General features: G+C 66.3%; 23 protein-coding genes and 1 pseudogene. 11 read left to right on the top strand and 13 right to left on the bottom strand.

Annotated features, from left to right (window positions below; translation table 11 throughout):
* Positions 1-23 precede the first annotated feature (23 nt).
* Positions 24-968 carry a helix-turn-helix domain-containing protein gene (locus tag ASD84_RS01050; protein ID WP_056705837.1) on the top strand — a complete coding sequence of 315 codons (945 nt, stop codon included), beginning with the start codon at positions 24-26 and terminating at the stop codon, positions 966-968.
* A 7-nt stretch (positions 969-975) separates the two neighbouring features.
* Here ASD84_RS01050 and ASD84_RS01045 read toward each other — a convergent pair whose 3' ends face one another.
* Complete coding sequence (locus ASD84_RS01045) at positions 976-1,410, bottom strand: ester cyclase (protein WP_056705834.1); 435 nt, start codon at positions 1,408-1,410, stop codon at positions 976-978.
* 69 nt (positions 1,411-1,479) lie between these two features.
* Between ASD84_RS01045 and ASD84_RS01040 the strand changes: the two genes are divergently transcribed.
* The gene (locus tag ASD84_RS01040) at positions 1,480-2,115 is read left to right on the top strand and encodes a TetR/AcrR family transcriptional regulator (protein WP_082573083.1); all 636 of its coding nucleotides are present in this window, start codon (positions 1,480-1,482) and stop codon (positions 2,113-2,115) included.
* A gap of 39 nt (positions 2,116-2,154) precedes the next feature.
* Here the strand turns inward: ASD84_RS01040 and ASD84_RS01035 are convergent, their stop codons facing one another.
* The 3 genes from ASD84_RS01035 to ASD84_RS01025 all read right to left on the bottom strand — a co-directional run bounded on the left by ASD84_RS01035 (position 2,155) and on the right by ASD84_RS01025 (position 4,122).
* Positions 2,155-2,571 (bottom strand): HNH endonuclease signature motif containing protein, encoded by a 417-nt coding sequence (locus ASD84_RS01035; protein ID WP_156391516.1) that lies wholly within the window; start codon positions 2,569-2,571, stop codon positions 2,155-2,157.
* Positions 2,553-3,503, bottom strand: coding sequence for a hypothetical protein (locus tag ASD84_RS01030; RefSeq protein WP_056705829.1), 951 nt, complete (start codon positions 3,501-3,503; stop codon positions 2,553-2,555). Before ASD84_RS01030 ends, ASD84_RS01035 begins: the two co-directional genes overlap by 19 nt.
* Positions 3,504-3,651: 148 nt before the next feature.
* Positions 3,652-4,122, bottom strand: a complete 471-nt coding sequence (locus ASD84_RS01025; protein ID WP_056705825.1) for a UPF0158 family protein — start codon at positions 4,120-4,122, stop codon at positions 3,652-3,654.
* A 139-nt stretch (positions 4,123-4,261) separates the two neighbouring features.
* Between ASD84_RS01025 and ASD84_RS01020 the strand changes: the two genes are divergently transcribed.
* Positions 4,262-5,287 (top strand): synaptic vesicle VAT-1 family membrane protein, encoded by a 1,026-nt coding sequence (locus ASD84_RS01020; RefSeq protein ID WP_082573082.1) that lies wholly within the window; start codon positions 4,262-4,264, stop codon positions 5,285-5,287.
* A gap of 162 nt (positions 5,288-5,449) precedes the next feature.
* Positions 5,450-5,920 (top strand): hypothetical protein, encoded by a 471-nt coding sequence (locus ASD84_RS01015; protein WP_056705822.1) that lies wholly within the window; start codon positions 5,450-5,452, stop codon positions 5,918-5,920.
* A 44-nt stretch (positions 5,921-5,964) separates the two neighbouring features.
* On the opposite strand, the gene ASD84_RS01010 is transcribed toward ASD84_RS01015, so the two are convergent.
* Entirely contained in the window at positions 5,965-6,198 is a 234-nt protein-coding gene (locus ASD84_RS01010) for a DUF3099 domain-containing protein (protein ID WP_056705817.1), read from the bottom strand.
* 150 nt (positions 6,199-6,348) lie between these two features.
* Between ASD84_RS01010 and ASD84_RS25660 the strand changes: the two genes are divergently transcribed.
* Complete coding sequence (locus ASD84_RS25660) at positions 6,349-7,263, top strand: DUF480 domain-containing protein (RefSeq protein WP_082573081.1); 915 nt, start codon at positions 6,349-6,351, stop codon at positions 7,261-7,263.
* A 101-nt stretch (positions 7,264-7,364) separates the two neighbouring features.
* Here the strand turns inward: ASD84_RS25660 and ASD84_RS01000 are convergent, their stop codons facing one another.
* A complete protein-coding gene (locus ASD84_RS01000) occupies positions 7,365-7,808 on the bottom strand; it encodes a nitroreductase family deazaflavin-dependent oxidoreductase (RefSeq protein WP_056705814.1) in 444 nt (147 codons plus the stop codon).
* A gap of 35 nt (positions 7,809-7,843) precedes the next feature.
* Positions 7,844-8,689, bottom strand: coding sequence for an SDR family oxidoreductase (locus tag ASD84_RS00995; RefSeq protein WP_056705812.1), 846 nt, complete (start codon positions 8,687-8,689; stop codon positions 7,844-7,846).
* A 184-nt stretch (positions 8,690-8,873) separates the two neighbouring features.
* Between ASD84_RS00995 and ASD84_RS00990 the strand changes: the two genes are divergently transcribed.
* Both ASD84_RS00990 and ASD84_RS00985 read left to right on the top strand, forming a co-directional pair.
* Positions 8,874-9,779 carry a helix-turn-helix transcriptional regulator gene (locus ASD84_RS00990; protein WP_235530917.1) on the top strand — a complete coding sequence of 302 codons (906 nt, stop codon included), beginning with the start codon at positions 8,874-8,876 and terminating at the stop codon, positions 9,777-9,779.
* Positions 9,780-9,995: 216 nt separating this feature from the next.
* The gene (locus ASD84_RS00985) at positions 9,996-10,982 is read left to right on the top strand and encodes an aldo/keto reductase (protein ID WP_056705806.1); all 987 of its coding nucleotides are present in this window, start codon (positions 9,996-9,998) and stop codon (positions 10,980-10,982) included.
* A gap of 134 nt (positions 10,983-11,116) precedes the next feature.
* Here ASD84_RS00985 and ASD84_RS24940 read toward each other — a convergent pair whose 3' ends face one another.
* The 4 genes and pseudogenes from ASD84_RS24940 to ASD84_RS00970 form a co-directional block, all read right to left on the bottom strand.
* On the bottom strand, positions 11,117-11,836 hold the full coding sequence (locus ASD84_RS24940) for a hypothetical protein (protein ID WP_235530916.1): 720 nt from the start codon (positions 11,834-11,836) through the stop codon (positions 11,117-11,119).
* 291 nt (positions 11,837-12,127) lie between these two features.
* Positions 12,128-12,220: pseudogene (locus ASD84_RS26140) on the bottom strand (DUF2510 domain-containing protein); the annotation flags it as partial.
* A 302-nt stretch (positions 12,221-12,522) separates the two neighbouring features.
* Positions 12,523-13,629 carry a helix-turn-helix domain-containing protein gene (locus ASD84_RS00975; RefSeq protein WP_056705800.1) on the bottom strand — a complete coding sequence of 369 codons (1,107 nt, stop codon included), beginning with the start codon at positions 13,627-13,629 and terminating at the stop codon, positions 12,523-12,525.
* A complete protein-coding gene (locus ASD84_RS00970; RefSeq protein WP_056705798.1) occupies positions 13,626-13,976 on the bottom strand; it encodes a hypothetical protein in 351 nt (116 codons plus the stop codon). Before ASD84_RS00970 ends, ASD84_RS00975 begins: the two co-directional genes overlap by 4 nt.
* Before the next feature lie 258 nt (positions 13,977-14,234).
* On the opposite strand from ASD84_RS00970, the gene ASD84_RS00965 reads away from it, so the two are divergent.
* Complete coding sequence (locus ASD84_RS00965) at positions 14,235-15,680, top strand: Dyp-type peroxidase (protein ID WP_056705795.1); 1,446 nt, start codon at positions 14,235-14,237, stop codon at positions 15,678-15,680.
* Between the two features lie 23 nt (positions 15,681-15,703).
* A complete protein-coding gene (locus ASD84_RS24610; protein WP_082573080.1) occupies positions 15,704-15,910 on the top strand; it encodes a hypothetical protein in 207 nt (68 codons plus the stop codon).
* A gap of 579 nt (positions 15,911-16,489) precedes the next feature.
* Here the strand turns inward: ASD84_RS24610 and ASD84_RS00955 are convergent.
* Complete coding sequence (locus tag ASD84_RS00955) at positions 16,490-21,202, bottom strand: VWD domain-containing protein (RefSeq protein ID WP_082573079.1); 4,713 nt, start codon at positions 21,200-21,202, stop codon at positions 16,490-16,492.
* A 123-nt stretch (positions 21,203-21,325) separates the two neighbouring features.
* Between ASD84_RS00955 and ASD84_RS00950 the strand changes: the two genes are divergently transcribed.
* Entirely contained in the window at positions 21,326-22,426 is a 1,101-nt protein-coding gene (locus ASD84_RS00950; protein WP_056705786.1) for a hypothetical protein, read from the top strand.
* Between the two features lie 73 nt (positions 22,427-22,499).
* Here ASD84_RS00950 and ASD84_RS00945 read toward each other — a convergent pair whose 3' ends face one another.
* Entirely contained in the window at positions 22,500-23,903 is a 1,404-nt protein-coding gene (locus ASD84_RS00945; RefSeq protein ID WP_056705782.1) for a WS/DGAT/MGAT family O-acyltransferase, read from the bottom strand.
* 133 nt (positions 23,904-24,036) lie between these two features.
* On the opposite strand from ASD84_RS00945, the gene ASD84_RS00940 reads away from it, so the two are divergent.
* Positions 24,037-26,976, top strand: a complete 2,940-nt coding sequence (locus ASD84_RS00940; protein ID WP_056705777.1) for a PQQ-dependent sugar dehydrogenase — start codon at positions 24,037-24,039, stop codon at positions 26,974-26,976.
* The last annotated feature ends 1 nt before the right edge of the window (position 26,977 follow it).

The raw sequence follows: 26,977 nt of genomic DNA, 5'->3' as shown, positions 1-26,977 counted from the left end.
CACCCTCGTGGCAGGCTGGCCCGATGCTGACCAACGTCGCCGTCCTGGCCTTCGACGGGGTGGCTCCGTTCGAGCTCGGCATCCTGTGCGAGGCCTTCGGGATCGACCGCACCGCCGACGGGGTGCCTGCCCTCGAGTTCGCCGTCTGTGCGGAGAACGACCGCCCGATGCGGACCTCGATGGGCTTCAACCTGCAGACCGACTTCGGCCTGGACCGCGTCGCGGAGGCGGACCTGATCGGCATTCCGGCGATCCCGCGCGGGGGAGTGCCTTCCGATGCGGTCATCGAGGCGATCCGTGCGGGCTACGACCGTGGTGCCCGGATCATGTCGGCGTGCAGCGGCGCCTTCGCGCTGGGTGCGGCCGGCCTGCTGGACGGGCGCGAGTGCACGACCCACTGGATGTACACCGACGAGCTGCAGCGGCGGTTCCCTGAAGCGATCGTCGTGCCCGAGGTCCTCTACGTCGACACCGGCCAGATCGTCACGAGCGCCGGGAGTGCGGCCGGGCTCGATGCTGCGCTGCACATCTGGCGCCAGGAGTACGGCGCCGCCGTGGCCAACGTCGTGGCCCGCCGGGCCGTCGTGCCGCCGTACCGCGACGGGGGACAGGCCCAGTTCATCGCCCGCGCCGTCCCGGACTGCGACGCCGACACGTTGCGTCCGCTGCTGACCTGGATCCTCGAGAACCTCGAGGAGGACCACGGGGTGGAGGCCTTGGCGAAGCGAGCGGTGATGTCGCCGCGCACCTTTGCCCGCCGCTTCCGCGACGAGACCGGTACGACGCCGCACCACTGGGTCACCCGCCAGCGGGTGTCGGCGGCCGAGGAGCTCCTCGAGCGCACCGACCACCCGGTGGAGTGGATCGCGGGCGAGGTCGGCTTCGGCAACGCGGCGACGCTGCGCCACCACTTCGTGCGGGTGCGCGGGGTCAGTCCTCAGGCGTACCGTCGCCAGTTCGCCTGCTGACCGGGGGTCATCGGGCCAGTGCCGGCGCGTCCGGCGCGGTGACCGTGCCGAGCTGGATGCGGGCGCCGTACTCGTCGCGGACGCCCCAGTGTTCGGCGAGGCGATCGCCCTCGGTGCGGTAGATGTGCGTGGTGGACATCGAGTAGGTGCCTCCCTCGGCTCCTGGTCCGTGCACCGCGTCCACCCCGACGCCGTGCGCCACCGCCCGCAGCACCACCCGGTCCTCGGTCGAGAAGACGTCCTCGATGACGTACCGGACCTGCAGGACCTGGGTGACGAAGGTGAGGACCTGTCGGTAGCCGGCGGGGCCGGGCGGGAGGGGGAACGGCGAGCCGTGGTCGACGAAGTCGTCGGTGACCACCTCGTCGAGGCAGGTGAGGTCACGGGCGTTGATGGCGTCGAAGACGCGCAGTGCCGCCGCCTGCGCCGGATTCGGGTTCATGGCTAGACTCCTCAAATACGATTGAACGTGATTCCAATGGAATTGCAATCTAATGAATTGGAGTGGCAGATGGCAAGGGCCTACGACAGTGCTGGCCGGGTCGAGGGTGCCCAGCGGACGCGGACGGCGATCGTGGAGACGGCGCGGGACCTGCTGCTCCATGACGGATATGCCCGCATGACCGTGGCCTCGCTGGCGGCGACCGCCGGAGTGAGCCCGCAGACGGTCTACAACTCGGTTGGAAATAAGGCTGCCGTCGTCAAGGCGGTCTACGACCAGATGATGGCCGGTGACGACGCCGAGGTGGCGATGAGCGACCGGCCGGAGTTCCGGGCGATGTTCGAGTCAGTCGGCCGGCCTGCGTTCGCGCGTGCGTACGCGGGGTGGGTCCGGGTGCTCTCGGGTCGGGTCGGTCCGCTGCTCGGTGCGCTGCTGGCACACGGCACGGATGCCACCCTGCTCGAGTTCACCGAGACCATCGAGCAGGAACGCTATGTCGGCACCACCCACGCGATCACCGGACTACGCGACCGGACTGGACTCGCACAGCGCCATGCGGACGAGGACGGCCTGCGCTGCTTGGTCGACGCGGTCTGGACCCTGAACTCCCCGGACTGCTACGACCGCCTGGTACGTCGTCGCGGCTGGTCGGCGGCCGACTATGAGGCCTGGCTGGCCGGGCAGCTGGTCGCGCTTCTCGCCTGAGCTGCAGGCCAGATCGCCAGGTCTGCTGACTGGGTGGCCTCAGGCGGCGACGTAGTTGATGAGGACCTCGCTGAAGTGGAGCTCGGCGGGCGTGGGGCTCTGGTCGCCGGGGGTGCCGGTGACTCTGCGGGTTCCGGTCGCATCGACCAGGTAGTGGGCCCCGTAGGGATCTCGCCAGATCACGATCCCGGGGAAGGGTTGTCGTACTTCCCAACCGCTGTGGGTCTTGATCCGGTGATGGGTCCGGGTCATCGGACCGAGGTTCCCGACACCCGTCTGCCCGCCCTCGGAGTAGGGGATCGCGTGGTCCAGGTCCATGCGCCTGCTGGTGTTCGCGGCGTAGGGGAACACGTCGCCGGGGTGGATCAGGTGCACGGCTTCGCGCATCCTTGAGGGGATCTCGTAGGCGTCGACCGGGGCCTGTTTGTTCAGGTCGATCACGGGCGTGATCTGCACCGTGCCGCCGCTGCCGAGGTGCGAGCGCCAGTGAGCCTCGAAACCTGGTGTGCCACCCAGTCGGTGGTGACCGGTCCGTGGCCCTCGAGGCGTGCGATGGGTGAGTCGCCGTAGAGGTGGAGGTAGGCCTTCACCTTGACCTTCACCGGCCCCACCGAAGGCTCAACATGCGCGGCCGGGTTGGCCAGGAGTGCGATCGCGGCGACGCGGCGTTCGTTGAGGGTCGCGTCGGGCATCGCCTCCTTCATTTCGTCGGACTCGGCGACGGCGTTCACCGCGGCATCGATCCCGGCGATGGTGAGGGCGTCGCCGTGGATCGTGTAGGTCGCCTTGCCGTGCTTGTTGACGCGCGACATCCGGGCGAACACCTCCCGAGCGGCGGCTTCTTCCTTCAACCGCGCCAGCTCAGGGGCAGCGGCGGCGACCTTGCCCTCCACCAGCGCCTGAAACCTGGTCCACGACAACCTGCCGTCACAGGACTCCGCGACCTCGGCATCGACCCACGCCGCCTCGGACTCCGACAGCTCCCGGGTCGCCTCGGCAACGTGGCGGGCATGACCAGGCCGGGCAGTTCCGGCATCGACACCGGCCTGGATCCGCGGCAACCGCAGCGCGATGTCGACCGAGTCCGCGATCAGCTTCTTCGCCCCGTACGGCGAGGTCTGGATCCGGGCACCGAACGCTGCCGCGGCGTGCTCGGTGATCAACGGCGTCCCCGCCCCACCCGCAGGCTTGGCCCGCTCCCGACCCCGCTTGTCACCCGCCGGCAACCGGTCCGGGTTGTGCAGGACAGCCCACTGGTACGCGGCCTTCAGGATGTTGCGCTCAGCCTCGAGTCGCTTGGCGTGCTCGTCCTCGGCGTACGCCAGAACATTGCCGGCGGACATGTCCACCAGCTCGTCCTGCTCGTCGTCATCGCACCCGATTGCCATACGAGTATTGGATCACCGACCTCCGACAGTTCCACTTGAATCACCAGAGTTGTGCACAGTGAGCAGAAGGCGAGCGTCATTGGAGGTGCCACGAGGCAGTCGCTGCGCTACGGGTCAGGTATCGACGGCTTGGGCAGCAGCGCCGACTTCACGGGAGATCAGGATCTGGGTGGTCGATGGTGAACTGTTCCGCGGACTCCAGATCGACGAGTCCTTGGTCCTGGAGCCACTGGACGGCCCGGCGTTCGGCTCGAGCATCCCGCAAGGCGTGCCAAGCCGAGATCAGGTCAGGGTGGTGCTCATAGACCTGGTACTTGAATCGACGAAATGCACCGCGCCCGTGGAGTGCCTGAGCGAGACGTTGGCCGACCTCCGGGTCACTGATGCCTTCGGCGAAGTCGGCCATGTCCTGAAACCACACGTGCGACGGAATCGGCTCGATGGCGATGAGGTCCAGTTCGTCGATCTCGATGGGGTTCACTCCATCGATGCCGGTGTCGCTGGTCCAGAAAACGATCTCGCCGGTTCGGGGATCGATCAGCCATCGATGGTCGAAGTTGTCTTGATCAGCCAGCGCGGTGGCGATCTCCTCAAGATCGATGCTGTCCAGTCGGAGCACCCACTCAGGCTAGATCCCGTGGCGGGCATCGTGAAAGAGCGTGATCGCCGTCGTGCCGGTCCGAGGGACGGTCAAGAACAGCCCGGCTCAACAAGGAGTCGGGCGCTGATGGGACTGAGGTCGGGGCGACAATGGCTGGATGGACATCCGACAGGTCGTCATCACCCGAGCAGGCGGCCCGGAGCAACTGAGGCTTCAGACGTCTCGACTCAACCCACCGGCCCCTGGTGAGGTGCAGGTGGAGGTGGTCGCCGCTGGGATCAACTTCGCCGACATCCTCGCCCGTCAAGGCCTCTATCCCGACGCGCCGCCGCTGCCGCTGGTGGTCGGTTACGAGGTTTCGGGCACGGTGCGTGCCGTCGGAACGGGGGTCGAGGAGTCCCTGATTGGGCAGGACGTCCTCGCGCTGACCCGTTTCGGCGGCTACAGCAGCGCTCTGAACGTCCCAGCGACCCAGGTCTTCGCCAAGCCGGGGGTGCTGAGCCACGCGGAGGCCGCGTCGATCCCGGTCGCCTACCTCACCGCCTGGCAGCTCCTCGTGGTGCAGGGAGGTCTCCGCGAAGGGGACACCGTGCTCATCCAGAACGCTGGGTCCGGGGTCGGCCTCGCTGCTCTCGACATCGCCCGCCACGTGGGGGCGCGCACCATCGGTACCGCCAGCGCGGGCAAGCACGACTTCCTCCAGGCTCGGGGCCTGGACCACGCCGTCGACTACCGCACCGGCGACTGGGCCGCCGAGGTCCGTGCCCTTACCGATGACCGGGGCGTAGAGCTGGTGATCGACCCGCTCGGCGGAGAGAGCTTCCGCCGGTCCCGTAGCGTGCTGCGCCCCACCGGCCGGCTCGGGATGTACGGCGTGTCCGCCGCCTCCAGCAACCAAGGTCTGCGCGGCAAGCTGCAGCTGGCCAAGACCGCGGCGTTGATGCCTCTGTTCCACCCCGTGCCGCTCATGAATGCCAATCAGGGTGCCTTCGGGGTCAACCTCGGGCACATGTGGGACGAGGTCGACAGGCTGCGTCGATGGATGGAGCAGGTGCTCGAGGGCGTCGGGTCCGGTTGGGTGCGTCCGCATGTCGACTCTTCGTACCCCCTGGCCGACGCGAGCCGGGCCCACGAGCACATTGAGGCTCGCCGCAGCATCGGCAAGGTCGTGCTGGAACCCTGATCTGTAGTGCCCTCGCCCACTGAGGCCGCGATCCGCACGGGGATGTCGCGGCGGAAGGACACAAGTGATTCGCGGGTAGTACTGGCTGACAATTTGGAGCGCGCGCAGTCGGCAACATCGCTTCGTCGGGACCGGGCCGGGGATTGGTGCGAGGATACGTGGATGAGTTGGGGAGATGTCTGGGTCAACGGGGACAAGGTCCGACCCGGGATCGACGCGACCGGCCCACGGGCGCCATGGATCCCGGCTGGCGTCATCTCGTCGGAGGAGCGGGCGTTCGTCGAGGCGACGCAGCTGCTGCGGAGAACTCGCGATTCGCACACGCGAGCGGTCGAGTTCGACCTCCAGCTCACTTCGACGGCCGTGAGCAAGGAACGCTCCGGCACGGGAAAGGCTGTCGTTGGCTTCGAGCCGGACGGGTTGTGGCTCGCGGTGGACGTGACGCCCCCAGGCAGCCTCGCGGAGGAGGCTCGCTTCGTGGTGTTCAAGCAGCGGGTGCACGTCGTCGCCGGGGCGCGGCGGGCCGCCGAGCGCGGTACGACGGGACGCGCTCGGGCAACCATCCCGCTTCGCGGTCGCGCGCGATCCCGTGAGAGCCCCCTCGAGTGGGGTCACGGGCCGGCTCGGGACTGATCGACCGAGTCGGCGGCGAGGTGACGCGCCCGGTGCGGTCATCGTCAGTGGTCCTCGTCCCAGTTGGCGATGACCACGGCGATCGGAGGGAGCACAGCAGCGATGACGGACATGGTCACGGCGGCTGTCGTCGACCACAGCCGGACGAGATTCCATGCCAGCAGGATGAGGACCAGGCACGCGCCCATCAGGGTGAGGTACCACCGCTGGCGACGGCGCAGCCGCTCGCTCTGCGACTTACGCACCGTGCCGGACGCAATGCGCTGGTATCGGCTCATATCGCCAGTTTCCCACGCTGGCTACACCCGCACGGCGCGGCAACGAGGCACCGAGGCGAGCATTGGATCGTCGGTTGGTGACTCATCCGTATGTGGCGAAAGGACGCTGTTCGATCCGCAAACGCGCCAAGGCCGACCTAAGGTCGTGACGTGAGCGAACTCCCCGTCCTCGATGCAACTGACCAGCGCATCCTCGGCAGCCTGCTGGAGAAGCAGACGACCGTGCCCGCCACCTATCCCCTCTCCGCGAACGCACTGGTGTCGGCATGCAACCAGTCGAGCAGCCGCGACCCCGTCACCGACCTCGACCAGCAGATCGTCGAACGGACCGCGAAGTCTCTCAAGGAGCGCGGGCTGCTGCGGATCGTGTGGTCCGACACCGGGCGCCGGACACTGAAGTACCACCAGATCCTGGACGAGCATCTCGCCCTTGAGCCCGATGAGCGGGCGCTACTCACGGTGCTGCTGCTCCGCGGCGCGCAGGCGCCGGGTGAGCTGCGCACCCGCACGGAGCGGTTGCACGGGTTCGCCGACCGCGGCCAGGTCGAAGCGTGCCTGCGCCGGATGGCGAGCCGCCCGCAACCGCTGGTGTGCGAACTCGAGCGCCGGTCGGGCCAGCAGGATCCGCGTTGGATCCACCTCCTGGGCGCCGCGCCGGAGCAGGCCTCAGGCGCAACCGGCTCAGCTGGGAGTGCCGACACGTCGCGCATCCGGGTCACGCAGATCATCGCCGACCTTCACGTTCCCGACCTTCCCGCCTCCAGGAGCTTCTACAGCGACTACCTCGGGTTAGCCGAGGAGGAGTTCAACCTGGGCTGGGTGGCCCGCCACACGTCGCCGGTATCCAGGGCGACGCTCCAGGTGATGACCAGCGATGCCACCGCGCCCGTGGACCCCGTGGTCTCGGTCATGGTGGACGACGTCGAAGCCGCCTACCGCCAAGCACAGGAGCGTGGGTACGAGATCGTGCATCCCCTGACAACCGAGGCATGGGGCGTGACTCGTTTCTTCGTGAGGGCTCCCGATGGCAACGTGCTCAACGTCGTTCAGCAGCACGCAAGCTGAGGTTCTTGTTCATGCGCGGAATGACGCACCCGGATCGCGGCCAGATCCGGACCTCGTGGGTAGCTGCGGCGTCCGGCCTGGACCGTAGTGGGCATCCCCTCTCAGGCGGTGACGGCCGGCTCAAGCAGCACGACGGGGATGATCCTGGTCGTGGCCTGTTCGTAGTCGGCGTAGCCGGCGAACGCCGCTACGGCGCGTACCCACCATTCGTCGCGCTCTGAGCCCTCGAGTTCGCGCGCGGTGTAGTCGCGGCGGACCGGGCCGTCCTGGAGTTCGAGCAGCGGTGTGGCTCTTAGGTTGTGGTACCAGCTGGGGTTGGTTGGAGCTCCTCCCATGGAGGCGACGGCGACGTAGCTGCCGCTGTGCTCGACTCGCATCACGGGGGTCTTGCGGAGCTTGCCGCTGGACTTGCCGATCGTGGTGATGATGACGACTGGCAGGCCCATCAGGGTGTTGCCTTCGGCGCCGTTGGTGTCCTCGAACAGATTCACCTGATCCCGTGCGTCTGGGTAGGTGCTGGGTTCGTACTCGCCGGTCAGTGGCATCGGATCTCCTGGTGCTCTGGTTACGGGATGAGGGGTCAGGTGTTGTCGTGCGCCAGGGTGGCGGAGAGGTCGCGGTAGGCGTCTGCTTGGGCGAGCAGGAGGCGGGCTTTCTCCTCGACGGCTCCGACCGCGTCGCTTCCGGCGACGAAGCGCAGCGGGGGCTGATCGGAGTCCGCGAGCTGTAGGAGCGCGTCAGCGAGCTTCGCGGGGTCGCCGGCCTGCTGGCCGTCCATGCCCTGCCAAGCCGCCGCGGTCGCCGCGGACCGTTCGGCGTAGTCCTCGATCGTCGGGACGGCGTACTGGGTCGACTGGGGGCTGAGAAGCTCGGTGCGGAAGAAACCGGGTTCGACGAGCATCGTGTTGATACCGAACGGTGCGATCTCGGAGGTCAGGCTCTCCATGAATCCTTCGACTCCGAACTTTGAGGCCGCGTAGGGGGTCATGAAGTCGCCGGCGGCGTTGATCCCTGCGGTCGAGGAGATGGTGATGATCAGTCCGCTGCGCTGGGCGCGCATCAAGGGAAGCACGGCGCGGGTGAGGTTGACGGGTCCGAACAGGGTGGTCTCGATCTGGGAGCGGAAGTCCTCAGGTGTGATCTCCTCGAAGAACCCGGCTTTGAAGCTTCCGGCGTTGTTGACGAGCACGTCGACGCGCCCGAACCGTTCGACCGCTGCCTGCACTGCCACACCGGCCTTGGCCTCGTTGGTCACGTCGAGCTGTACGGCCAGGAGGTCGTCGTGCTCACCGAGAGCGGTGGTGATGGAGTCGGTGTTGCGGGCGGTAGCGACCACCGCGTGCCCGGCGGCCAGGGCCGACCGTGCGATGTCGACGCCCAGACCACGACCTGCCCCGGTGATGAACCAAACTTTCTTCTCGCTCATGGGAGTTCACTCCTTCTCTCGTCGGGCAACCGCCGTGTCACGGTCACCTCAACTACAGAACCAGGCCGCGTGCGGGTGCGGGAGACCCTGTCGAGGGGGTCACTGGCAGGGACCCCCGCGGGCGTCTGAAGGTTCGTACAGTGGGGGTATGGCCGAATCGAACGACCCTGTCTCGAGGAGTGACGTGCGCTCGGAGATCAAGGAGTTCCTCAGCACTCGGCGTGCCCGGATCACCCCCGCACAGGCTGGTCTGCCGGACTACGGCGGTGAGCGCCGTCGGGTGGCAGGTCTGCGCCGTGAGGAGGTCGCCTTGCTCGCGGGGATCTCCAGCGAGTACTACACCCGGCTCGAACGGGGCAACGCCACCGGTGTCTCTGAGAGCGTGGTCGAGGCCCTTGCCCGGGCGTTGCAGCTCGACGGCGTTGAACGTGAGCACCTTGTGCGGCTCATTCGCACCGCTGGAACAAAACGCCAGCCGCGGCGCCGGCCCGGGCAGCAACGGGTCCGAACCACGGTGCAGAGGATCTTGGACTCGATGCCCGGTTCGGCGGCCTTCGTGCTCAACAGTCGAGGAGACATCTTGGCTGCCAACCGACTGGGGCAGGTCCTGATGGCGCCGGTCTACGAAATGAGCCCGCCGAACATGACCAGGTACGTGTTCCTCGACCCGGGTGCAACAACGTTCTTCCGAGACTGGAACAAGGTCGCGACCGATACCGTCGCGATCCTGCGCGCCGAGGCGGGGCGGGACCCCTTCAACAAGAACCTCACCGACCTCGTCGGGGAACTCTCGACCCGAAGTGACGAGTTCCGGGTCCGATGGGCCGCGCATGACGTCCAGGTTCACACCAGCGGTACCAAGCTGTTGCACCACCCGGTCGTCGGCGACCTGGACATCCAGTTCGAGTCGATGCCGTTGCCTGGTGATACCGATCAGAGCCTGCTGATCTACACCGCCGAGCCAGGTTCCCCTAGTCAGGACGCGCTTGGCCTGCTTGCCAGTTGGGCTGCGACCCCTGCGGAGCTTCCTGGCGATTCGGCCGCCGAAGAGTCCACTGCGACGGCTAGCAAGCACTCGTCGGAGACGTGAGCAAGCGGGCACGCCATCGCCCGTAGTCGCCCGCCGCCAAGCATTCCTGGTGGGGTCACCTGTCCTACGTTCGCAGGTCGGGCTGGGGATGTCGGCGCCTGGAAGGATCACTGTCAGTACCTGTCTTGACAGTGCCTTCCTGCGGACCTGATGCGGTGGTTCTGTGGAGGTGTCCAAGAAGGCAGCATCGGTCCAGCAGTAAGGAAGTGGAACGCAATGAAGAACGTCTCTCTCGGTGGCCTGGAGGTCTCCCGCATCGGTCTCGGTGCGATGACGATGGCCGGCACGTACACGAGCGAAGGCGCGCTCGATGACTCCGAGTCCATCCGCACCATCCACCGCGCACTGGACCTGGGCGTCACCCACATCGACACCGCCGAGATCTACGGCCCCTTCCACAGCGAAGAGGTCGTCGGTCAGGCCTTGAAGGGCCGCCGCGACCAGGTCGTCATCGCAACGAAGTTCGGCCTCGTGTCACACACGGACAGTGAGCCGACACCAGGCGTGATCGACAGCAGCCCGCTCAGTGTCCGCGCCGCAGTCGAAGGCTCCTTGAAGCGACTGGGCACTGACTACATCGACCTGTACTACCAGCACCGGGTCGACCCGAACACCCCGATCGAGGAGACTGCCGGGGCAGTCAGCGAGCTTGTCGCCGAGGGCAAAGTGCTTCACTTCGGGCTCTCCGAAGCAGCCCCCGAAACCATCCGTCGTGCCCACACCGTCCACCCCGTCGCTGCCCTGCAAACTGAGTACTCGTTGTGGACCCGCGACCCGGAGGACGAGATCCTGCCGCTGCTTCGCAAGCTCGGTATCGGATTCGTCCCTTACTCGCCGCTCGGCCACGGCCTGCTCACCGGTCAGATCCGGACCGTCGACGACTTCCCGGACGACGACTGGCGCAAGACAAACCCCCGTTTCACCGGCGAAAATTTCGTGCGCAACCTCGCAATCGTGGACGAAGTCAGAGCTATCGGTGCTGAAATCGGCGCAACCCCGGCACAGACCGCGCTGGCATGGCTCCTGACCCGCGGCGACGACATCGCTCCCATCCCCGGAACCCGCCGAGTCACCCGGGTCGAAGAGAACACCGCAGCCAACGGCATCGACCTCACGACCGATCAGATCGACCGACTCAACAACCTGGCCCCGGCCGCCGGCGCACGCCACAACGACACGAACATGGCCTCGATCGACCGATAGCCGTAGATCCCGCCAATGCAGGCATCGCAGCCGAATGCCGCACTCACTCGGCAGACATCTGGACGTCCGACAGGCGGCGGAATGAAGCGCTCGACTCTGATCAACCACATCACGCGGCCGGAGGCGCAACGCGGTTAGGTGCGTTCTTCGACCGTGTGGATTGAGAGCGCGGCCGCAATCACGAGTGAGCGGAGGGGTTCGTGGAGTGGTTGGATCAAGTGCACGATGTAGTGGGTGGTCGGCTTGAGCCCGGCCGTTGTCCAACCGTCCCAATCCTTGGTGATGCTGGCGAGTTTCGAGCCAGCAGGATCCTCAACGACAAATCCCCAGTCGTCGGGGTCCGGCGTTCGGATCGTTGCGAGTCGCTGTCCTGCCACCTCCAGGTGGTAGCGCAAGTGGCCGTTCCGTGCGAGTCGTCCAACGGCACCGCTCAGACCTGACGCGACCCCTCCCAACGCTAGGCCGCCGGCAACCCCACCCACTCCCTTCAGGCCCAGCAGGGCCACGCCGGCTGCAGTGGCCGCGCCAGACTTCAGAGCGGAGGTTGCGTCCAACGTGTTGGTCGAGTCGCGAGTGATGTAGCCGATGGGGATGCCGTTCGACTCCTCGACGACGATCTCGCGCGCCGACAGCATTGATCGCTCTTGCCTGGTCATTCCGAGCAGGGGCCTGTCGGATCCGTCGGTGACGTCGTATCGATATTCTCGGCTTGCGGCTCGCCGTGCAGCGTTTTGGTGTCGCTGCCTGTCCATCGCCTTGACTCCAAGGTTGCGACGGACCTCGCCGAATGATCCGAGGTCCTGGCCTCGCTCGTCGTGGACTGAATACCTACCGCGCTTCGCCTTTTCGCTCACGACCAGCAGTGTCGCTGCGAGGATCGGGCTCTCGGCGGTGCGCGGCACGCCGCGCTGCGCCGGTGGTGGTGGAATTGGTTGGCTCACTGGAGCCGGGTTGGACGGCGGGGGCAGCGGCGCCACCGGAAGCGGCGGCGGTGGCGGGGCGGGCTGCGTTGCCGGTGGCGGGTTGGACGGTGGGGGCAGTGGCGCTACTGGGGCTACTGGCGCGGGCACCGGTGACTGGGTCACTGCAGGCGCCAAGGTCGGCAAGACGACGACGGGAGGGTCAACCGACTGATGACCACGTGTGGATACGTGGTGGGTCCATTGCCACCCGTCCCAGTAGCGAAGTTCGTGGCGACGGAACGGATCATGCAGCCAACTAGGCGGAGTCCCGGTCATTCGGGGACGCTAACAGCGCGCTCCGATCAAGACCTCACGATTCAGTCTTTCGACGGTAGGGCAGGCTTGAGAATCAGGCGACAGGTCGAGCAGCAGACGCGGCGGTATGACGCTGTTCGCGGGACAGCCGAGGCTTCACTGCGGTCAACAACCGTAAACAAGCCGTGGCACGCAAGGGTCCCTATCTACCTAGGGCATTGCGATGGGCCTGACCGATCAGGCGGCGCGAACTTTCTGGTTCCGCTCCTGTGCCGGTCGGGGAGTCGAGGTGTCACCAGTCGGTGCGGCAGACCCGGCCTTGTCTAGGTGAGTGCTGCGTCGTCGAGTTTTCGGCGGAGCTTGGTGAAGGTCCGGAATCCTTCGTTGCCGATCTCGTAGGCTCGGATGCCTCCTGGGATTCCAGGGTGGATGCCGAGGTCTTCGGCGAAGGCCCTGACTTCTGCTGCGGTCGTGAGGGTCGACAGTTCCTTTGCGCGCCCGCTGAGGAGCACCTTCTTCGCGAAGTTGTTCGCCAGTGTCTCGGCGCCGTCGCCGTCGTCGCCCCCTTCGAATTCGATGACGCTCTTTCGTTTGGGGTGGTAGAGGACGTGGCCTGACTCGTGAAAGAAGCTGAACCAGACGCTGTCTTCGTACCTGCCGCGTCCGGTCAGGGCGATTACCGGGCGCTCGGGACCGAGCCAGCGCACGGCTGCGGATGCACGTGTTCCCGTGAGAGAGGGTGTGTACACGACGGCTACCCCTACCGCGGAGCACCGTTGCTGGAGGAGTGGGAATGACTGGGCGAGTGGTTCGAGCGTCAGCTTCGGAAGTTCGGTGAGTAGTGCTGCGAAGTCGTTCTTGACATACGGCGCGAGGTCGAGGGTCTCGGCCCTTCGCTCGGCTAGACGAAGCCAGACAGCGGTGGTCTGGGCATCGATGTTGAGGTGCTGTGCGCGTCGGAATGACTGCAGCGACTCCGCGTACATCTTCTCGTAGCCAGATGGTTCGGCGACCCCGAAGAACGCAAGCAGTTCCTCGATTTGGTGCTCGACACTGGCTTTCGCGGTGACGACGTGGTGCGCGATAAGCATTGGTAGGGAGAATTCTGCAAACCAGGCTCTATAGTCCGAGAGCTTGGCTGCGGCCTTGTTGCGGCCTTTCTTGGCCTGTTGTGACGCATCCAACTGGGCAAGAAGGTCGGCTGAAATGCCGAGGGTGCGTTCGAGACGCAGGGCCGTATCGGGGGAGAGGGGCACCACGTCCTGGACTACTTGATTCAAGTGTTTGGTCGAGACGCCGGCTCGCACGGCGAGGTCCGCTTGGCTGATTCCTCGGGCCCTGAGTTCGGCGCGGAGGTATTCGCCGGGGGTGACCTCGTAGTCATGCAACAGTGGCGCAGGACGCGCGGATTGTGCCGGGGACTTGGTCATGCTTGAGTCGCCTCTTTCAGGGATAGGCCGACCGCGAGTACAGCGACTGAGAGCACAGCGTTGAGGCTGAGCGCGGTGTCGTCGACGGCGATCTTGGCTCCGTTGTCATCGATGGCGCGGAGGGTCACGCCGGTGGCGCTCGTTCCGTAGTGGAAGTCGCACGCTTCGCTATTGGGAAGGCGCGTGAGCGCAACGGCCCTCGTCGTGGCCAGTTGGCCCAGGTTCTCGGCGTGCTTGACCAGGTGCAGCGCCATCTGCAAGTCGTCTCGGATCCGGTCCTCCAGGCAGGCCAACGCCGAGGGCGTGATCGCCGCAGCGACGCCGTCGCCAAGAGGAAGAACCTTCAAGTCAGATGCCTTTACCGAAATGGTAATGATGGATGGGGTACACTGATCAGGTAAAGCCTACTGGCTGAGCGAGCGTCGTCCAGCCCTCGACACACCGCGAACGATGTGAGGTCAAGCCCAAGTGGACATGAGGAGGTGGCTCCGGTCGCCCATCGATCCACCTGGCAGGTTTGCGCGACCCACCCCGGGAACCAGTGCCGGGGTTCTTCAGCCCGAGACATTTGCACGCATCTACGACCCGCCTCGAGGAGACAGCCGATGACCGAGCAGAACCCCAACCCCGCCGAACTCACCCCCAGCACCCCGGGTGCGGCCAGACATGCCCGCGGGGTTGTCCCCTTCCTGCCGGGCGACCCCGTCATGAAGTCGCCCTACGCGCACGGCGCGTTCGTCTTCGCGACTCTTCCCGGCGAGTGGGACGCGGCCGCAGTGACCTCCTGGCTCACCACCATCGACACCGCCCGACAGGCCCTGCGTGCTGCATGCACTCCCGAGGTGGTCCGCGTCGCGACGATCGCCGTGGGGTTGGGCCAGTCGTTCTTCTATCGGGCCGACGCCACGGCGCGCTTCGCCGGCGTGACCCCGCCAGCCGGGTTCGCACAGTTGCCGGCGATGCCGCACGGCGTCGCCGTCCCGGCCGACGTTTGCTTCTACATCGTGGCGACCGCCGAGGCAGAGATCGCCAAGTTCGTCAACGCGCTCGCCGCCAGCGGCGTCACCGGCCTGGCGATGGAGCAGGGCTACAAGTCCTATCCGGACAAGGAGGCGTTCGGGTACCGCGACGGGGTCCGCAATATCCCGGTCTCCTCGCGTAACGACTTCGTGTTCATCGACGCCGACCGCAACGCCGAGGAGCCCGACTGGACGCGCCACGGCACCTACCTGGCCTATCTGCGCATCGTGCAGAACCCGGCCGCGTTTCAGGCGATCCCGCCCGCCGATCAGGACCAAGTCATCGGCCGGGACAGGACTGGCCGCCGCCTCGACCTCCCAGAGGGCACCAAGGTGAAAGACGAGCCGTCGTTCGCCACCGATGACCCGCGCCTCGACTCCCACGTCCGCAAGGTCGGGCCACGCGGGTTCGAGCACCGTGACGAGACCCAGATTTTCCGCCGCGGCCTCCCGTTCCTCGAGGTGCGCGACGGCCAGGTAGTGCAGGGGCTGCAGTTCGCCTCCTTTCAGGCCTCGCTCGATCAGTTCGACGCGGTGTTCAACCGGTGGATGCTCAACCCCGACTTCCCGCGGCCCGGAGCAGGTGTTGACGCACTCCTGGCGCGCGGCCTGATCACGATCGAGAAATGGGGTTTCTATTTCGTGCCGCCCGACATCGACGGTCCGATCGGGATCGGCATGTTCGGGGCCGCCAAGGAGACGCGGAAGTCGAAGACGGGCAGGGTTGCGGTCCGCAAGGAGCTCGTGGACGCGAACGGGAGCCGCGTCAGCGGTGACCTGGGCGGCTTCGCCTTCCAGATCGCCGACCTGCAGGGCAACCCGGTCGGGGAGCCGTTCACTTCGAACTCGCATGGCCACGCGCTGTCCGGCGAGATCCCGCAGGGCGACTACCAGCTGACCGAGCTGCCTCCGCAGCCCCCTCAGCCGCCGATGCCGGCGGCCGCACCGGTGCGGTTCACGCTCCACTCCGCCCAGGAGGTCGTGAAGGTCCGCAACCAGCTCACGCCCACCGCCGGCCCGTACAACGGCTGAGCCGACCAGACGGGAACGCGAAGATGACGAAGAAGCCCGCCAATCACGGCAAGCCGTGGACTCCCTCCGACAACCAGTCGCTCAAGAAGCTGGCGACACAGAACACGCCAACGCGCGTGATCGGCATCAAGCTGGGTCGGACCCCGGCTGCGGTCCAGTCGCAGGCATCGGAGAAGAACATCTCCCTCAAGCCGACGAACCAGTCCCCGTATAACCGGCGGCAGAAGTGAGCCGCCGGCCGCCCGCGACCGGCGGAACCCATGCCGTCCGCGCCCAGGTCACCTGCTCCAACGGCCACCAGCACGAGGTGTGCATCCCGCTGCGCCGAGAGGTCCACCCCGACCTACGGTGCCTAGCCGCGGAGCCGCAGGGCTACACGCATGGCGGTGGAGGCGGGTGCAAACTTCCAGCAAACCTGGAGGAGCTTGCCGAACGTGAACTCCGGGGCAACTACCAAGAGTCGCGGCGTCGAGGCTGGCTCCTGATCGCCTGACCCGATGGGAGACCCCCGTGCCCTGCCGTTGCCGGGGCCGTCCGCCACCCAGTGCGTTCAATCGCCGATGCGGGGATCGTGGGTGGCGTGCCGCCCGCACTGACGGCCACGATCGCCCTACTGCATCTGCGCAGGTCACCTTGCAGTGGTTTTAGTTACTGCGGTCAACATCCGTAAACAAGCCGTGGCGCGCAAGGGTCCCTATTTACCTAGGGGACCTCGATAGCCCGGAGCGATCAGGCAGCGCGAACTTTCTTGCCTACGTTTCTGTGCCGGTCGGGAGGTTGAGATGTCGCCGGTCGGATCAGCAGACCCTTCAGTTCGTGCTGGTGAGGTCTTTGGTGGTGATCGTGGTGGTGCCCGCGCGCTCGCCGAGCGGATCGACCATGACGCGGTAGGTGCCTGCGACGGCTGGGTCGATGTACCAAGTGGCACCCGGGGTGATGGCCTGGGTGTCGAGGATCATGGTTCCGTCGGGCTTGTAGATTCGCACGACCTGCGCCCATGAACTTGTGAGCGTGGTGCTCGGCATCGAGATCCGGTACCGGCGGCCGGCTACTGCGGTGAACCGTAGCTGTGCGTTCTGACCGGGGTCGAAGGTGAACGAGTTGTTCGATCCGTCGAGGTTCGGTGTGACCTCGATGTCGCTGGCGTCCTTGAGGCGAATGGTGGTGGTTCCGGTCCACTCGCCGAGTGGGTCGACCATGATCCGGTAGGTGCCAGAGACCGCCGGGTCGATGTACCAAAAACCACCCGGGGTGATCGCTTGGACGTCGACGAGCTTTGTTCCGTCGGGTCTGTAGATCCGCAAGACTTGCGCCCACTCCTTGATCAGTGTGGTGCTTGGCATCGAGACCCGGTACCGGCGGCCGGCTACTGCGGTGAACCGCAGCTGCGCGTTCTGGCCAGAGTCAAAGGTGAAGGTGTTGTCTGGCCCGTCGGGCGTCGGTGTGACCTCGATGTCGCTGGCGTCCTTCACACGAATCGTGGTGGTTCCGGACCATTCGCCGAGGGGGTCGATCATGATCCGGTAGGTACCGGAGACCGCCGGGTCGATGTACCAAAACCCGCCCGGGGTGATGGCTTGGACGTCAACGAGCTTTGTGCCGTCGGGTTTGTAGATCCGCAGGACCTGGGCCCACGCTTTGATGAGGGTGGTGCTTGGCATCGACACCCGGTACCGGCGGCCGGCTACTGCGGTGAACCGCAGTTGCGCGTTCTGACCAGGATCAAACGCGAAGGTGTTGTCCGACCCGTCGAGATTCGGCGTGACCTCATAGTCGGCGGCGTCCTTCACACGAATCGTGGTTGTGCCGGACCATTCGCTGAGCGGGTCAACCATGACCCGGTATGTCCCGGCTACCGCGGGGTCGATGTACCAAGACTGTCCCGGAGTGATTGCTTCGGTGTCGACCAGTTCTGTGCCGTCGGGTTTGTAGATCCGCAGGACCTGGGCCCATTCCTTAGTGAGAGTGGTGCTCGGCATCGAGACCCGGTACCGACGACCAGCCACCGCAGTGAATCGCAGTTGAGCGTTCTGGCCAGGGTCAAGAACGAAGGTGTTGTCGGACCCGTCGAGGTTCGGTGTGACCTCAAAGTCGCTGGCGTCTTTCACTCGGATCGTGGTGGTCCCGGCCCAGCCCTCGAGTGGGTTCACCATGATTCTGTAGGTGCCAGCTACGGCTGGGTCGATGTACCAAGCGCTACCGGGGGTAATGGCCTGGGTATCGAGGATCATGGTGCCGTCGGGCTTGTAGATCCGCACCACTTGCGCCCAGGAAGCGGTGAGGGTGGTGCTGGGCATCGAGACCCGATACCGATGGCCCGCCTCAGCATCGAGGTTGAAGAACTGATCCTGCCCACTGCCCATGGCGATCTTGTGGTCGATGCCGTCCGGCTCGATATCGACACTCGGCAACTGGCCTTCGGTCAGTTCGTATGACTGGAAGGAGTATTCACCGGTCGTGTCCGCACTGGTGGATGGAACGTCGATCCGGTAGTTGCCCTGCGTGAGCCTGTATTCGCGGTTCCCGCAGACCGCTCCCAGGACGGTGTTGGTGGCGAGGTCGGTCAGCCTGGCTGCTGGGCACGGGCCGCCCGACCCGGTGAACAGAACGCGGGTGCTGGGTTGTGTGGTCGTGAATGTGTAGGTGTCGAGGGAGCCGGGTGTCTCGATGGCCCCGACGCCGGGGGTGTCGGTGCCGTCGAGCTTTCCTGGCACAACCGTGTCACCAATCGCGTACGGAAACTGCTGGGGTTGGGGTGCTTCGCCCATGGCGAGCGAGTAGGTGGACGGTGAGCCAGTGGCCGTCACCTTGAACAGGTAGTCGCCTGCCGGAAGCGCCTTGTACACGCGCCCTTTGCAGCCGGTGCGGTCAGGAGGAACGACGGCACCGGTTTGCTTTGACACAAGGGTCTGGATCCCAGGCAGGCATTGGGGGGTCTCCAGCATGAGGTTGGTGTCATCTTCAGGTAGCGAAAAGTGGTACTCGTCCTGAGCCGCTCGGGACTCGAGATTCCCCGCTCCAGTTGATGGCTGCTCAGCGCTTACTGTGAACGGGAAGTTGACGTCGAAGACATCGGCAGGGTCGGTGGTGAGTTGCAGCAGAACGTTGTCGATTCCGAAGGAGGTTCCGAGAACGCCGCGAAAGTTCTGTGGAACGAGGGTCAGGTCGATTGTGTCGGCCTGATGCGGAACCTCGACGCTCAACGCAAACTTCGTAAACGGGGTGCCGGATTGTGTGACATTGACGCCGATGCGTTCGATCGATCCCGAGAGCCCGCCCGAGAGCGATGGTCCGTCCAGGGTGTCGAAGTTGATGCTGCCCAAGGTGCTGGTCCCGGACTTGAGCGCAACAGACTGTGGAACTGTGTCGTCGCCGATCTGGCCGTACGCGTAGACCTCAGCGCTCATTCGCACGGTTTCGTGGCGCGGCACAGATGCACCGGTGACGTGATACGGCGTGGCATCGAATAGCGGCCCTGCGAGGCGACTGGTCGCTGGATCGGACGAATACCGAGGGGCTGCGAAGTTCGATCCGACGGTGCCCTCGTAGTCCTCTGCCAGAGTGCCGGAATCATCGAACGCACGGGTTGTTGAATCGACCAGCACATCAGTCACGGCCGCCGCAGAGGCCGCGAACGTCTGGTCACCGGTGACGATCACGTCGAAGACGCAGTCCTGAAACTGCGGGCCCGGCTGGACGCCTGCTGTCAGGCATGTCTCGGATGCGGCCGCGATGTCGGCCTCCGGAAAGTCTGCCACCGTGACCACGCGCTGCGGGAACGTCTTGTCGGTGAAAGCGGCGGTGGACTGACCGTTGGCGTAGGTGAAGTGGGACTCGACCTGGCTGATTCGCCAGGCGTCCGCGAATGCACCGTGAAGAGTCGACGCCGAGGTGTTGGTTGGAACTGCGGTGCCGTCGGGGTAGGCCAAGTCATCCTTGGCGTCGCCATTGCCGTTGCCCAGGAGTCCGCTGGTCTGCGTGCCCTTCGGCACGTGGAACCCGACGTCGCTACCTTTCACCATCATCACAAGCTTGTCGCCATAACCTGGCCATTGGACAACCCAGCGCGATCCGTCCCGAATGACCGTTGCACCCTCACCAAGGTCAAAGGCATGACCGTCAGCGAGCGGGACGAGGTCACCGTTGACTCTGAGTGAGTTGCCGACAAGTTCGATCTGATTCTCGTTGATCTCAACTGCGACAGCGGTCAGGGTCGACAAGTCGCGACTGTTGCTCCAAGGACGGAATCTCGCCTGGACGTCGACACCCTGTTCAGGGGCCTGGAGCAGATGAAACTCGCCTACAGCCTGCAGGTCGTAGTTGAAGCGATCCAGAGTCGCAATGTGAGGGTCTCCCCACACATTCAAGCCGATCAGGACGGCGAGCAGCGCTCCGATGCCGTAGGCGTTTCCCGGTGCGGCCGTCATCGTCAATATCGCCGGACATCCGAGCGGCATCAGCGAACAAGCGACCACGACGGCCAGGATGACGGCGGCGGATACCAGAACCCCGGCAACGAGGACCTCTTCGTTGTCTTCATAGGCTTCCACGATCTGGTCAAACGCGGCGTCGTAGGCGGCTTGGTCGTCGGGGTCTTGATTGTCAGAATGGATAGGCGGAATCGGGATTGTGCAGATCATCCCGCAGTCCCGAGGCTCCTCGTTCTCCTCCTCTTCGGGGTTCGGAGTCGGGTCAGCAGCACCGCATGACGTCTCAACGGGTTTCGGAAGGGAAACGATCATGGCGCCTTGAGTCGCGCCGGGGTACACCGTGTAGTGATCCTCGCGACGCGTCTCGACGCCAGGACCGCATGAACGCTTAAGCACCCGAAAGCTGTCTGAATAGTCAGTCAGGTCGTAGGCGTAAAGTTGGCGGCCGCGAGGCCCGGACGGGAACGCCTTGGTGACCAGGTACTGGCGCAGGCTCCGTGCTGCGCCAGTGTTGCCACCGTTCTTCTCGGTCTTGACCTCGATGATTTCGATCTCGGAGCCGGGGCCCGGTACTGCGGGGGCACCTTCCACGTCACGGTCCCTGAAGTAGTTCCGGTCGTACATGACGATGTCCGGTCGCGGGCCATAGATCACCTCCCACTGAAGGTTCGGCGTGATTCCAGGCAGAACCGCAGAGTCGCCATGGACCCCTTGCTGATTGAACTTGACGATCGCCCTTGCCTGAGCAATCGCCTCGACCTGATCGCTCTTCGCGTTCCTGCATTCGGTCGGTCCGTACAACGCGTTCGGCTGAAGGCCCCGGCTGTCAAAGCAGTTCGGTGTGAGGTAGGCGCGGGTTGTCAGACGCTGTTCTGCGATGCACCGTTTCCCTACGCTCACCACAGCGGCGTTGTCGTCATTCGGAGGACACGGTTGGTCCTCGGTTTCGAGCAGGGTCGGCAGAGGCCCAGCTATCAACCCCGCTGCGTCGTCAGGAGCGATTCCCGCGGCGGCTCGGTTGGTGCACAACACCAGGGCTATCGACAGAGCAGCTACGAGCACCACAAACAGGCGCCGTACATGTGAAACCATGCCTTCCCTCCCAAGAAGCCGGTTCCTGACTGGATCGTGTCCAGAGCAAGACTGGCGAACTTACCTTCGAACGCCGGGGAACGTCATAGGATTCGGTGAATCCAACGCACAAGGGAGGAAATCGTGCTGGATCAGAGCGGCTTGGACGTTAAGTGGGATTCCATCAAGAGGGCATGGAAAGCCAGCGGCTACGACGACTTCTGGCTACGTCTTCGGACCACTCAAACAGAGGCGCTCGACGCAATCGAGAGTGCTGTTGCCGCAGCCAACGCGGCACAGCAGGGCATCGACGACCTCAAGGCATACTCGTTGACCCCGTGTCCCGGGGGCTTCGCCATTGAGATCGGTCCCGCGCTCGACCGCCAACAGATCGATCGATGGGTTGAACTGTTCGTCGACGCGCTGCGAAGTCGCGGGGTCAGCGGCAGTCTCGGTGGCGCGCCCCAGGCTCCAATGCCGAAAGTGCTTTCGACCGGTCCACCTGCCCCAACGTTGTTTGCCCGGTTCCGCCTCCCGCCAATGCTTACCCCGGGCCGGCCCCGGTGGGAGGTCGATTCCGCGCAGACCAAGGACGCCGTCAAACGCACCGTCGAGTGGGCTGAAACTGACCCCGGGCAAACCATCCTGGTCCAAGGCGACTGCTTTCTGACGGTCCAAGACGTCGACCTCAGGCCGGCCATCGAACGCGCATTGCGCTCAGCGGGCAGTGCGGGCGTCGCGGTCTACGACAGCGCGGCCCACAGAGCTCGACACGCAGTTCTAGGCCCCGCCGCGACCTCCGTCTACCAATACATCGCCGGGTCATGGACCGATTCCGTGAGCGAGCTTCTCGAGCTGGCAACCCAACTTCCAGCCCCCCTCGACTACGCATTCATACGAACAGCTCGCCCGGGAGTCCTAGGCCTATTCGAGATCGACGGCATCCAGCCCCTGCCCGGCATTCGCGAACCGCAGGTGCGATACAACGCTCACCTGCTCGACCGGTACTTGCCTGACGCACACGGTGTCCAGGTGGTCACCGACGCGCACCTCCAAGCTGCAAACGACCTGTCTGATTGGACAATCACCGACACAGGAGCCGGTCAGCATTTGGTAACCGCGACAGACCTCAAGCCCTGGTACGGGTCAACACAACCCGATCCAGCAACGCTCGCTCGTGCACGAGCCGACTGGGCAGGTGCGCTGCTCACAATGGAGGTCATCGAGGCTCACGACGCACGGTGACGTGACCCATAGTGGGCGGATTGCCCACCTCGCAGCTCGCAACGCCGGGTGCCATCGCGGTACCTACGCGGGACTACCCAGCCGAGGTCGCGGCGCTGATGCCCAGCGCCGCTTCGAGCTCCTCGAGCGCCTCGCCGGAGTAGACCGCGATCCGCTGCAGGTGGGGCAGGTTGTCGCGGCAGCCGGTGTAGCCGATGTTGAACTGGCCGGCGTAGCTGATCGCGGTGATGTTCAGGGCCTGGCCGTGGAAGAGCAGGCTGAGCGGGTAGTACTCCTCGAGGCGTGAGCCGTCGACGTACCGTGCCTCGGTCGGGCCGGGGACGTTCGAGAGGACCAGGTTGGATGCGGGTCGGCCGTGGCCGCCGAGGTGGGTGATGGCCTGGCCCATGAACGGCGCCATCAGGCCGGCCGTGTAGGCGTCCATGGCGGCACCGGAGACCTGGGGCAGGCGTTCCTTGCCGAGCTGGGTGGAGGTCTTGATCCGTGCGATCCGCTCGAGCGGGTCCGCCACGTCGGTGCCGAGCTGGGTGTAGAGGAACGTGATGGCGTTGCCCACGGAGGCGCCCTCGCCGGTGCGGACCGAGACCGGGACGTTGGCGATCAGGCTCTGCGCGGGCAGGGCGTCGACGTCCTGGAGATAGCGCCGGATCGCGCCGCCGCAGATCGCGAGGAAGACGTCGTTGAGGCTCCCGCCGGCGGCCGTGCCGACGGCCTTCAGGCGATCGATCGGATACTGCTGGGTCGCGAACCGGCGCGGCGTACTGATGGTGCCGTTGAAGATGGACTTCGGTGCGCGGTAGGGCACCGCGCGCAGCTCGTCCTTCGAACCGAACAGCGATTCCGCATAGGTACGGCGCAGCGACCCGGCGACCGCGGCGGCGTTCCTGACGACCTTGCGGCTCGGCTTCGCCGGTGTCTTCGTGCGCGGGGTCGCCGGCACGCCGGACTGGTCGGGGCCGCGGACGCCGATCGCCCAGAGCGGCAGCATGTCGCGCTGGTCGCCGTCGACCGAGAAGGTACGACGAAGCACGCGGATTCCGCCCACGCCGTCGAGCTGGCTGTGGTGGACCTTCATGTACATCGACCAGCGGTCGCCCTCGAGCCCTTCGATGACGTGGCACTCCCAGAGCGGGTAGCGGCGGTCCATCCGGGCTGAGTGCAGGCGCGAGACGAGGATGCCGAGCTCACGTTCGCCGCCGGGAGCGGGGAGTGCCGAGTGCCGGAAGTGGTAGTCGATGTCGATGGCGTCGTCGGGCAGCGTCTCCCAGCGGGGGACCGCCGATCCGTGCAGGACGTAGTTGAACGGCGACTGGAACTCGCGATGGGAACGCCAGCGGTCCACCAGGTCAGAGAGGTACGACGGTCCCGCGTCCTCCGGCTTCGAGAACGTCGCCAGCATGCCCACCTGCATCGGTGTCGCCACGGTCTCCATGCGGAGCCAACCCGAGTCGTTCAGGCTGATCGCTTGCCTCTTCATGTGTGCTCTCCTCTGCCGCAGTCGTCCGGAGTCTCCCACGTCCGGGATGCCGTTCGGGTGACATACCCGGGACCTTGGTCCCGGGTGGCCCGGTTCGGCTGATTGCCGGGTGCAGGCGCTTCAGACTGGGCCCATGGTGCGGGGCGTGCTGGGAGTGTTGCTCGCCCTCGTGACGACGCTGGCGGGAGCGCTGACCCTGGCGATTCCAGCCGCGGACGCCGCCGTACGCCCGCCTCTGGTCGTGTCACCCGCGCCGCCGATGATCGGTGAGTACGTCGCCGCGCGCACCCGGCTCGCCAGTCAGGTCGCCCGGCCCGTACGGCTGCAGCGGCTGTCCGGAACTCGCTGGGTCACGGTGGCCCGTGGAGTGAGCAGCCGCAGGGGCACGGTCTCCCTCGCCCACCGGGCCACGGCCACCCGCACCGTGCTGCGGGTGCTGGCGCCCGCGACCCGCATCCGTGGTCGGCACTACTCCGCCGTCGCGTCCCGGCCCGCTGCCGTGCGCGGCACGCCGCAGGCGGTCAGCCTCGCCCTCTCCCGGGACGTGAGCGCCCGGGTCGACGCCCGGGTCACCGTGTCGCATGCCCGCTCGGGACGGGTGGTCGAGGTGCAAGCGCAAGCAAGTGACGGCACGTGGAGGGCAGTTGCGACCCGCCGGCTCGGCACGTCGCGCACGCTCCTGATCGACGACGCTGCCACCGTCGCGACGGTGGCAGGAAAGCGGCTGCGGGCGCTGGTTGCTGCCCACCGTGGCGCGCCTGCAACGGCGTCTCCCGTGCACCTGCCGCCCACGGTCGGTGTACCCGCTGTCGTCGACGGTGATCCGGCGCAGCTCACGGTGACGACGACCGGCGCAGTGCGGTCGGTGCGCTTCTACCTCGACGGCCGGTTGGTCGGTGAGGACACCAGCGCTCCGTGGAACGTCACGGCAGATCCGTCCGTCGGCACGCACGACGTCGTCGCCCGCGCGATCGGCCCGGTGGAGAGCGTGCTCAGCCCCGCCAGCGCCTTCGAGCGGGCCACCGCGCCGCTCGGTGTGGACTCGGGTGTCGCCGAGAGCTTCGCGCTGGACACCGTCCAGAGCGGATTCGAGCTGCCGACCAGCGCCGCGAGCACGCCCGAAGGCCTCGTCCTCGTCAGCGAGAAGGGTGGCCTGGTCAAGGTCGTCGAACCGACGGACGACGGCGAGTGGTCGTTGCCGCGAGTGGTTCTCGACCTGCGCGACGACGTCCTCGACGAGGGTGACGCCGGGATGACCGGTCTGGCCGTGGACCCCGCCTTCGCCGACAACGGCTTCGTCTACGTCAGCTTCGTCCGGGACGACGGTGGCGACGATCGGCACGCCCAGCAGGTCGTCCGGTTCACCTGGGACGGCACGGACCTGCAGCCCGACAGCCGACACGTCGTCCTCGGGTCGGTCACCGGTCCGGCCTGCTACGACGACGACAACGTGCGTACGCCGGACTGCGTGCCGATGGTCGGGGTGGCCCACACGATCGGCGACCTCGGCTTCGACGACCAGGGACGACTGCTGGCCGGCATCGGAGACGGCTCGCTGTACCTGACCGCGGACGGACTGGCGGGCCGGCTGCGGACCCTTCGCGCCCAGGACCCCGAGGTGCTGGCCGGCAAGGTGTTGCGCATCGACCCGGCGACGGGCCGCGGTGTGCCGGACAACCCGTTGTACGTCGGCGACGGGTCCAGCAACGCTTCCCGCGTGGTGGCGCTGGGGCTCCGCAACCCGTTCCGGTTCACCGTCCACGGCGACCAGCTGGTGATCGGCGACGTGGGTGAGATGACGTGGGAGGAGCTCGACGTCCTCGAGCTCGACCCGTCGCAGGAGGTGGCGAACTTCGGGTGGCCCTGCCTCGAAGGTGATGAAGCCACGGCCCTGGGCGACGTTTCCGCGCTCGACAGCCCGTGGAGCGCGTGCGGCGCCGTGCGCGCCGAGGGCGGGGCCAGCGCGCCGTCGTACTCCTATCCGCATCACGGGAACGGTGGCTCGGTCAGTGGCGGAGTCTTCCTGGACTCGACCGCCTATCCCGCCGCGATGCGGGGCCGCTACGTGTTCGGGGACTACGCCCAGGCCTTCATCCGTACCGCTGCCGTCGACCACGGCGGTGACGTGACCGGGGTGGCCGGACTGGCCGACGCCACCGCGGCGGAAGGTCCGGTGAAGTTCTTCACCGGACCCGACGGACTGGTGTGGTCGGTGTCCATCACCACGGGCTCGCTGCGACGGATCCGCTGGAGCGGCGACGCGCTTGCCGACCGGTGCCCGGTCGGCACGTTCCGGCGCACCTTCCACGACCTCGACGGCCCCGATTCCGCCTTCGACCAGGAGTACGACGGCGACCCCGCCTATGCATGGTTGTTCCCCTACGCCGCAGTCCAGGTGCCGACGGCGGCGCTGGGCGAGGCGACCTGCGAACCGGCGGTGCAGCTGGCCGAGACCTCCGGGAACAGGTTCGCCACGTCCTGGCGCGGACGCGTCGACGTCGAGGCGGGCACCTGGCGGTTCCAGGTGGACGGCACCGAATGGATCCGGCTGTGGGTCGACAACCAGCCCGTGCACGACTTCTACGCCAACGCCTTCTGGGGCGATGCCCGCGTGCACGACCTCGTCCTGTCGCAGGGACAGCACCTCGTCCAGGTCGAGCACCTCCACGGCGATGAAGACACTGCAGCCGCGGATGTGTCGTGGACCCGTACCGGCGGACCGCCGAGCGTCGCGTTGACGGCACCGGCCAACGGCCACGTCCCGGCCGACGGTGTCGTGCCGTGGAGCGTCGAGGTCAGCGACCCCGACGGCGACGACCCGGCGGATCTCGCGTCGACGGTCGTGCTGGCCGTCGACTCCCTGCACTACACCGGCGACACGTTCCACGCCCACCCCTCCAGCAGGATCACCGGCCAGACCTCCGGGACACTGGCGCTCGACGACGTCCATGCCCCCGGTTCCGTGGTCATCCGGCTGCGCGCCACCGTCACCGACGCGAGCGGGGCACGGACCACCAGCGCACCGGTCTACGTCTGCCTGCCCGGCGTCGACGCGGGCCCGTGCGCAGGGTGAC

Source organism: Nocardioides sp. Root682 (assembly GCF_001427795.1).
Classification (GTDB): Bacteria; Actinomycetota; Actinomycetes; order Propionibacteriales; family Nocardioidaceae; genus Nocardioides.
This window is presented reverse-complemented; position numbering and strand designations above follow the sequence as displayed.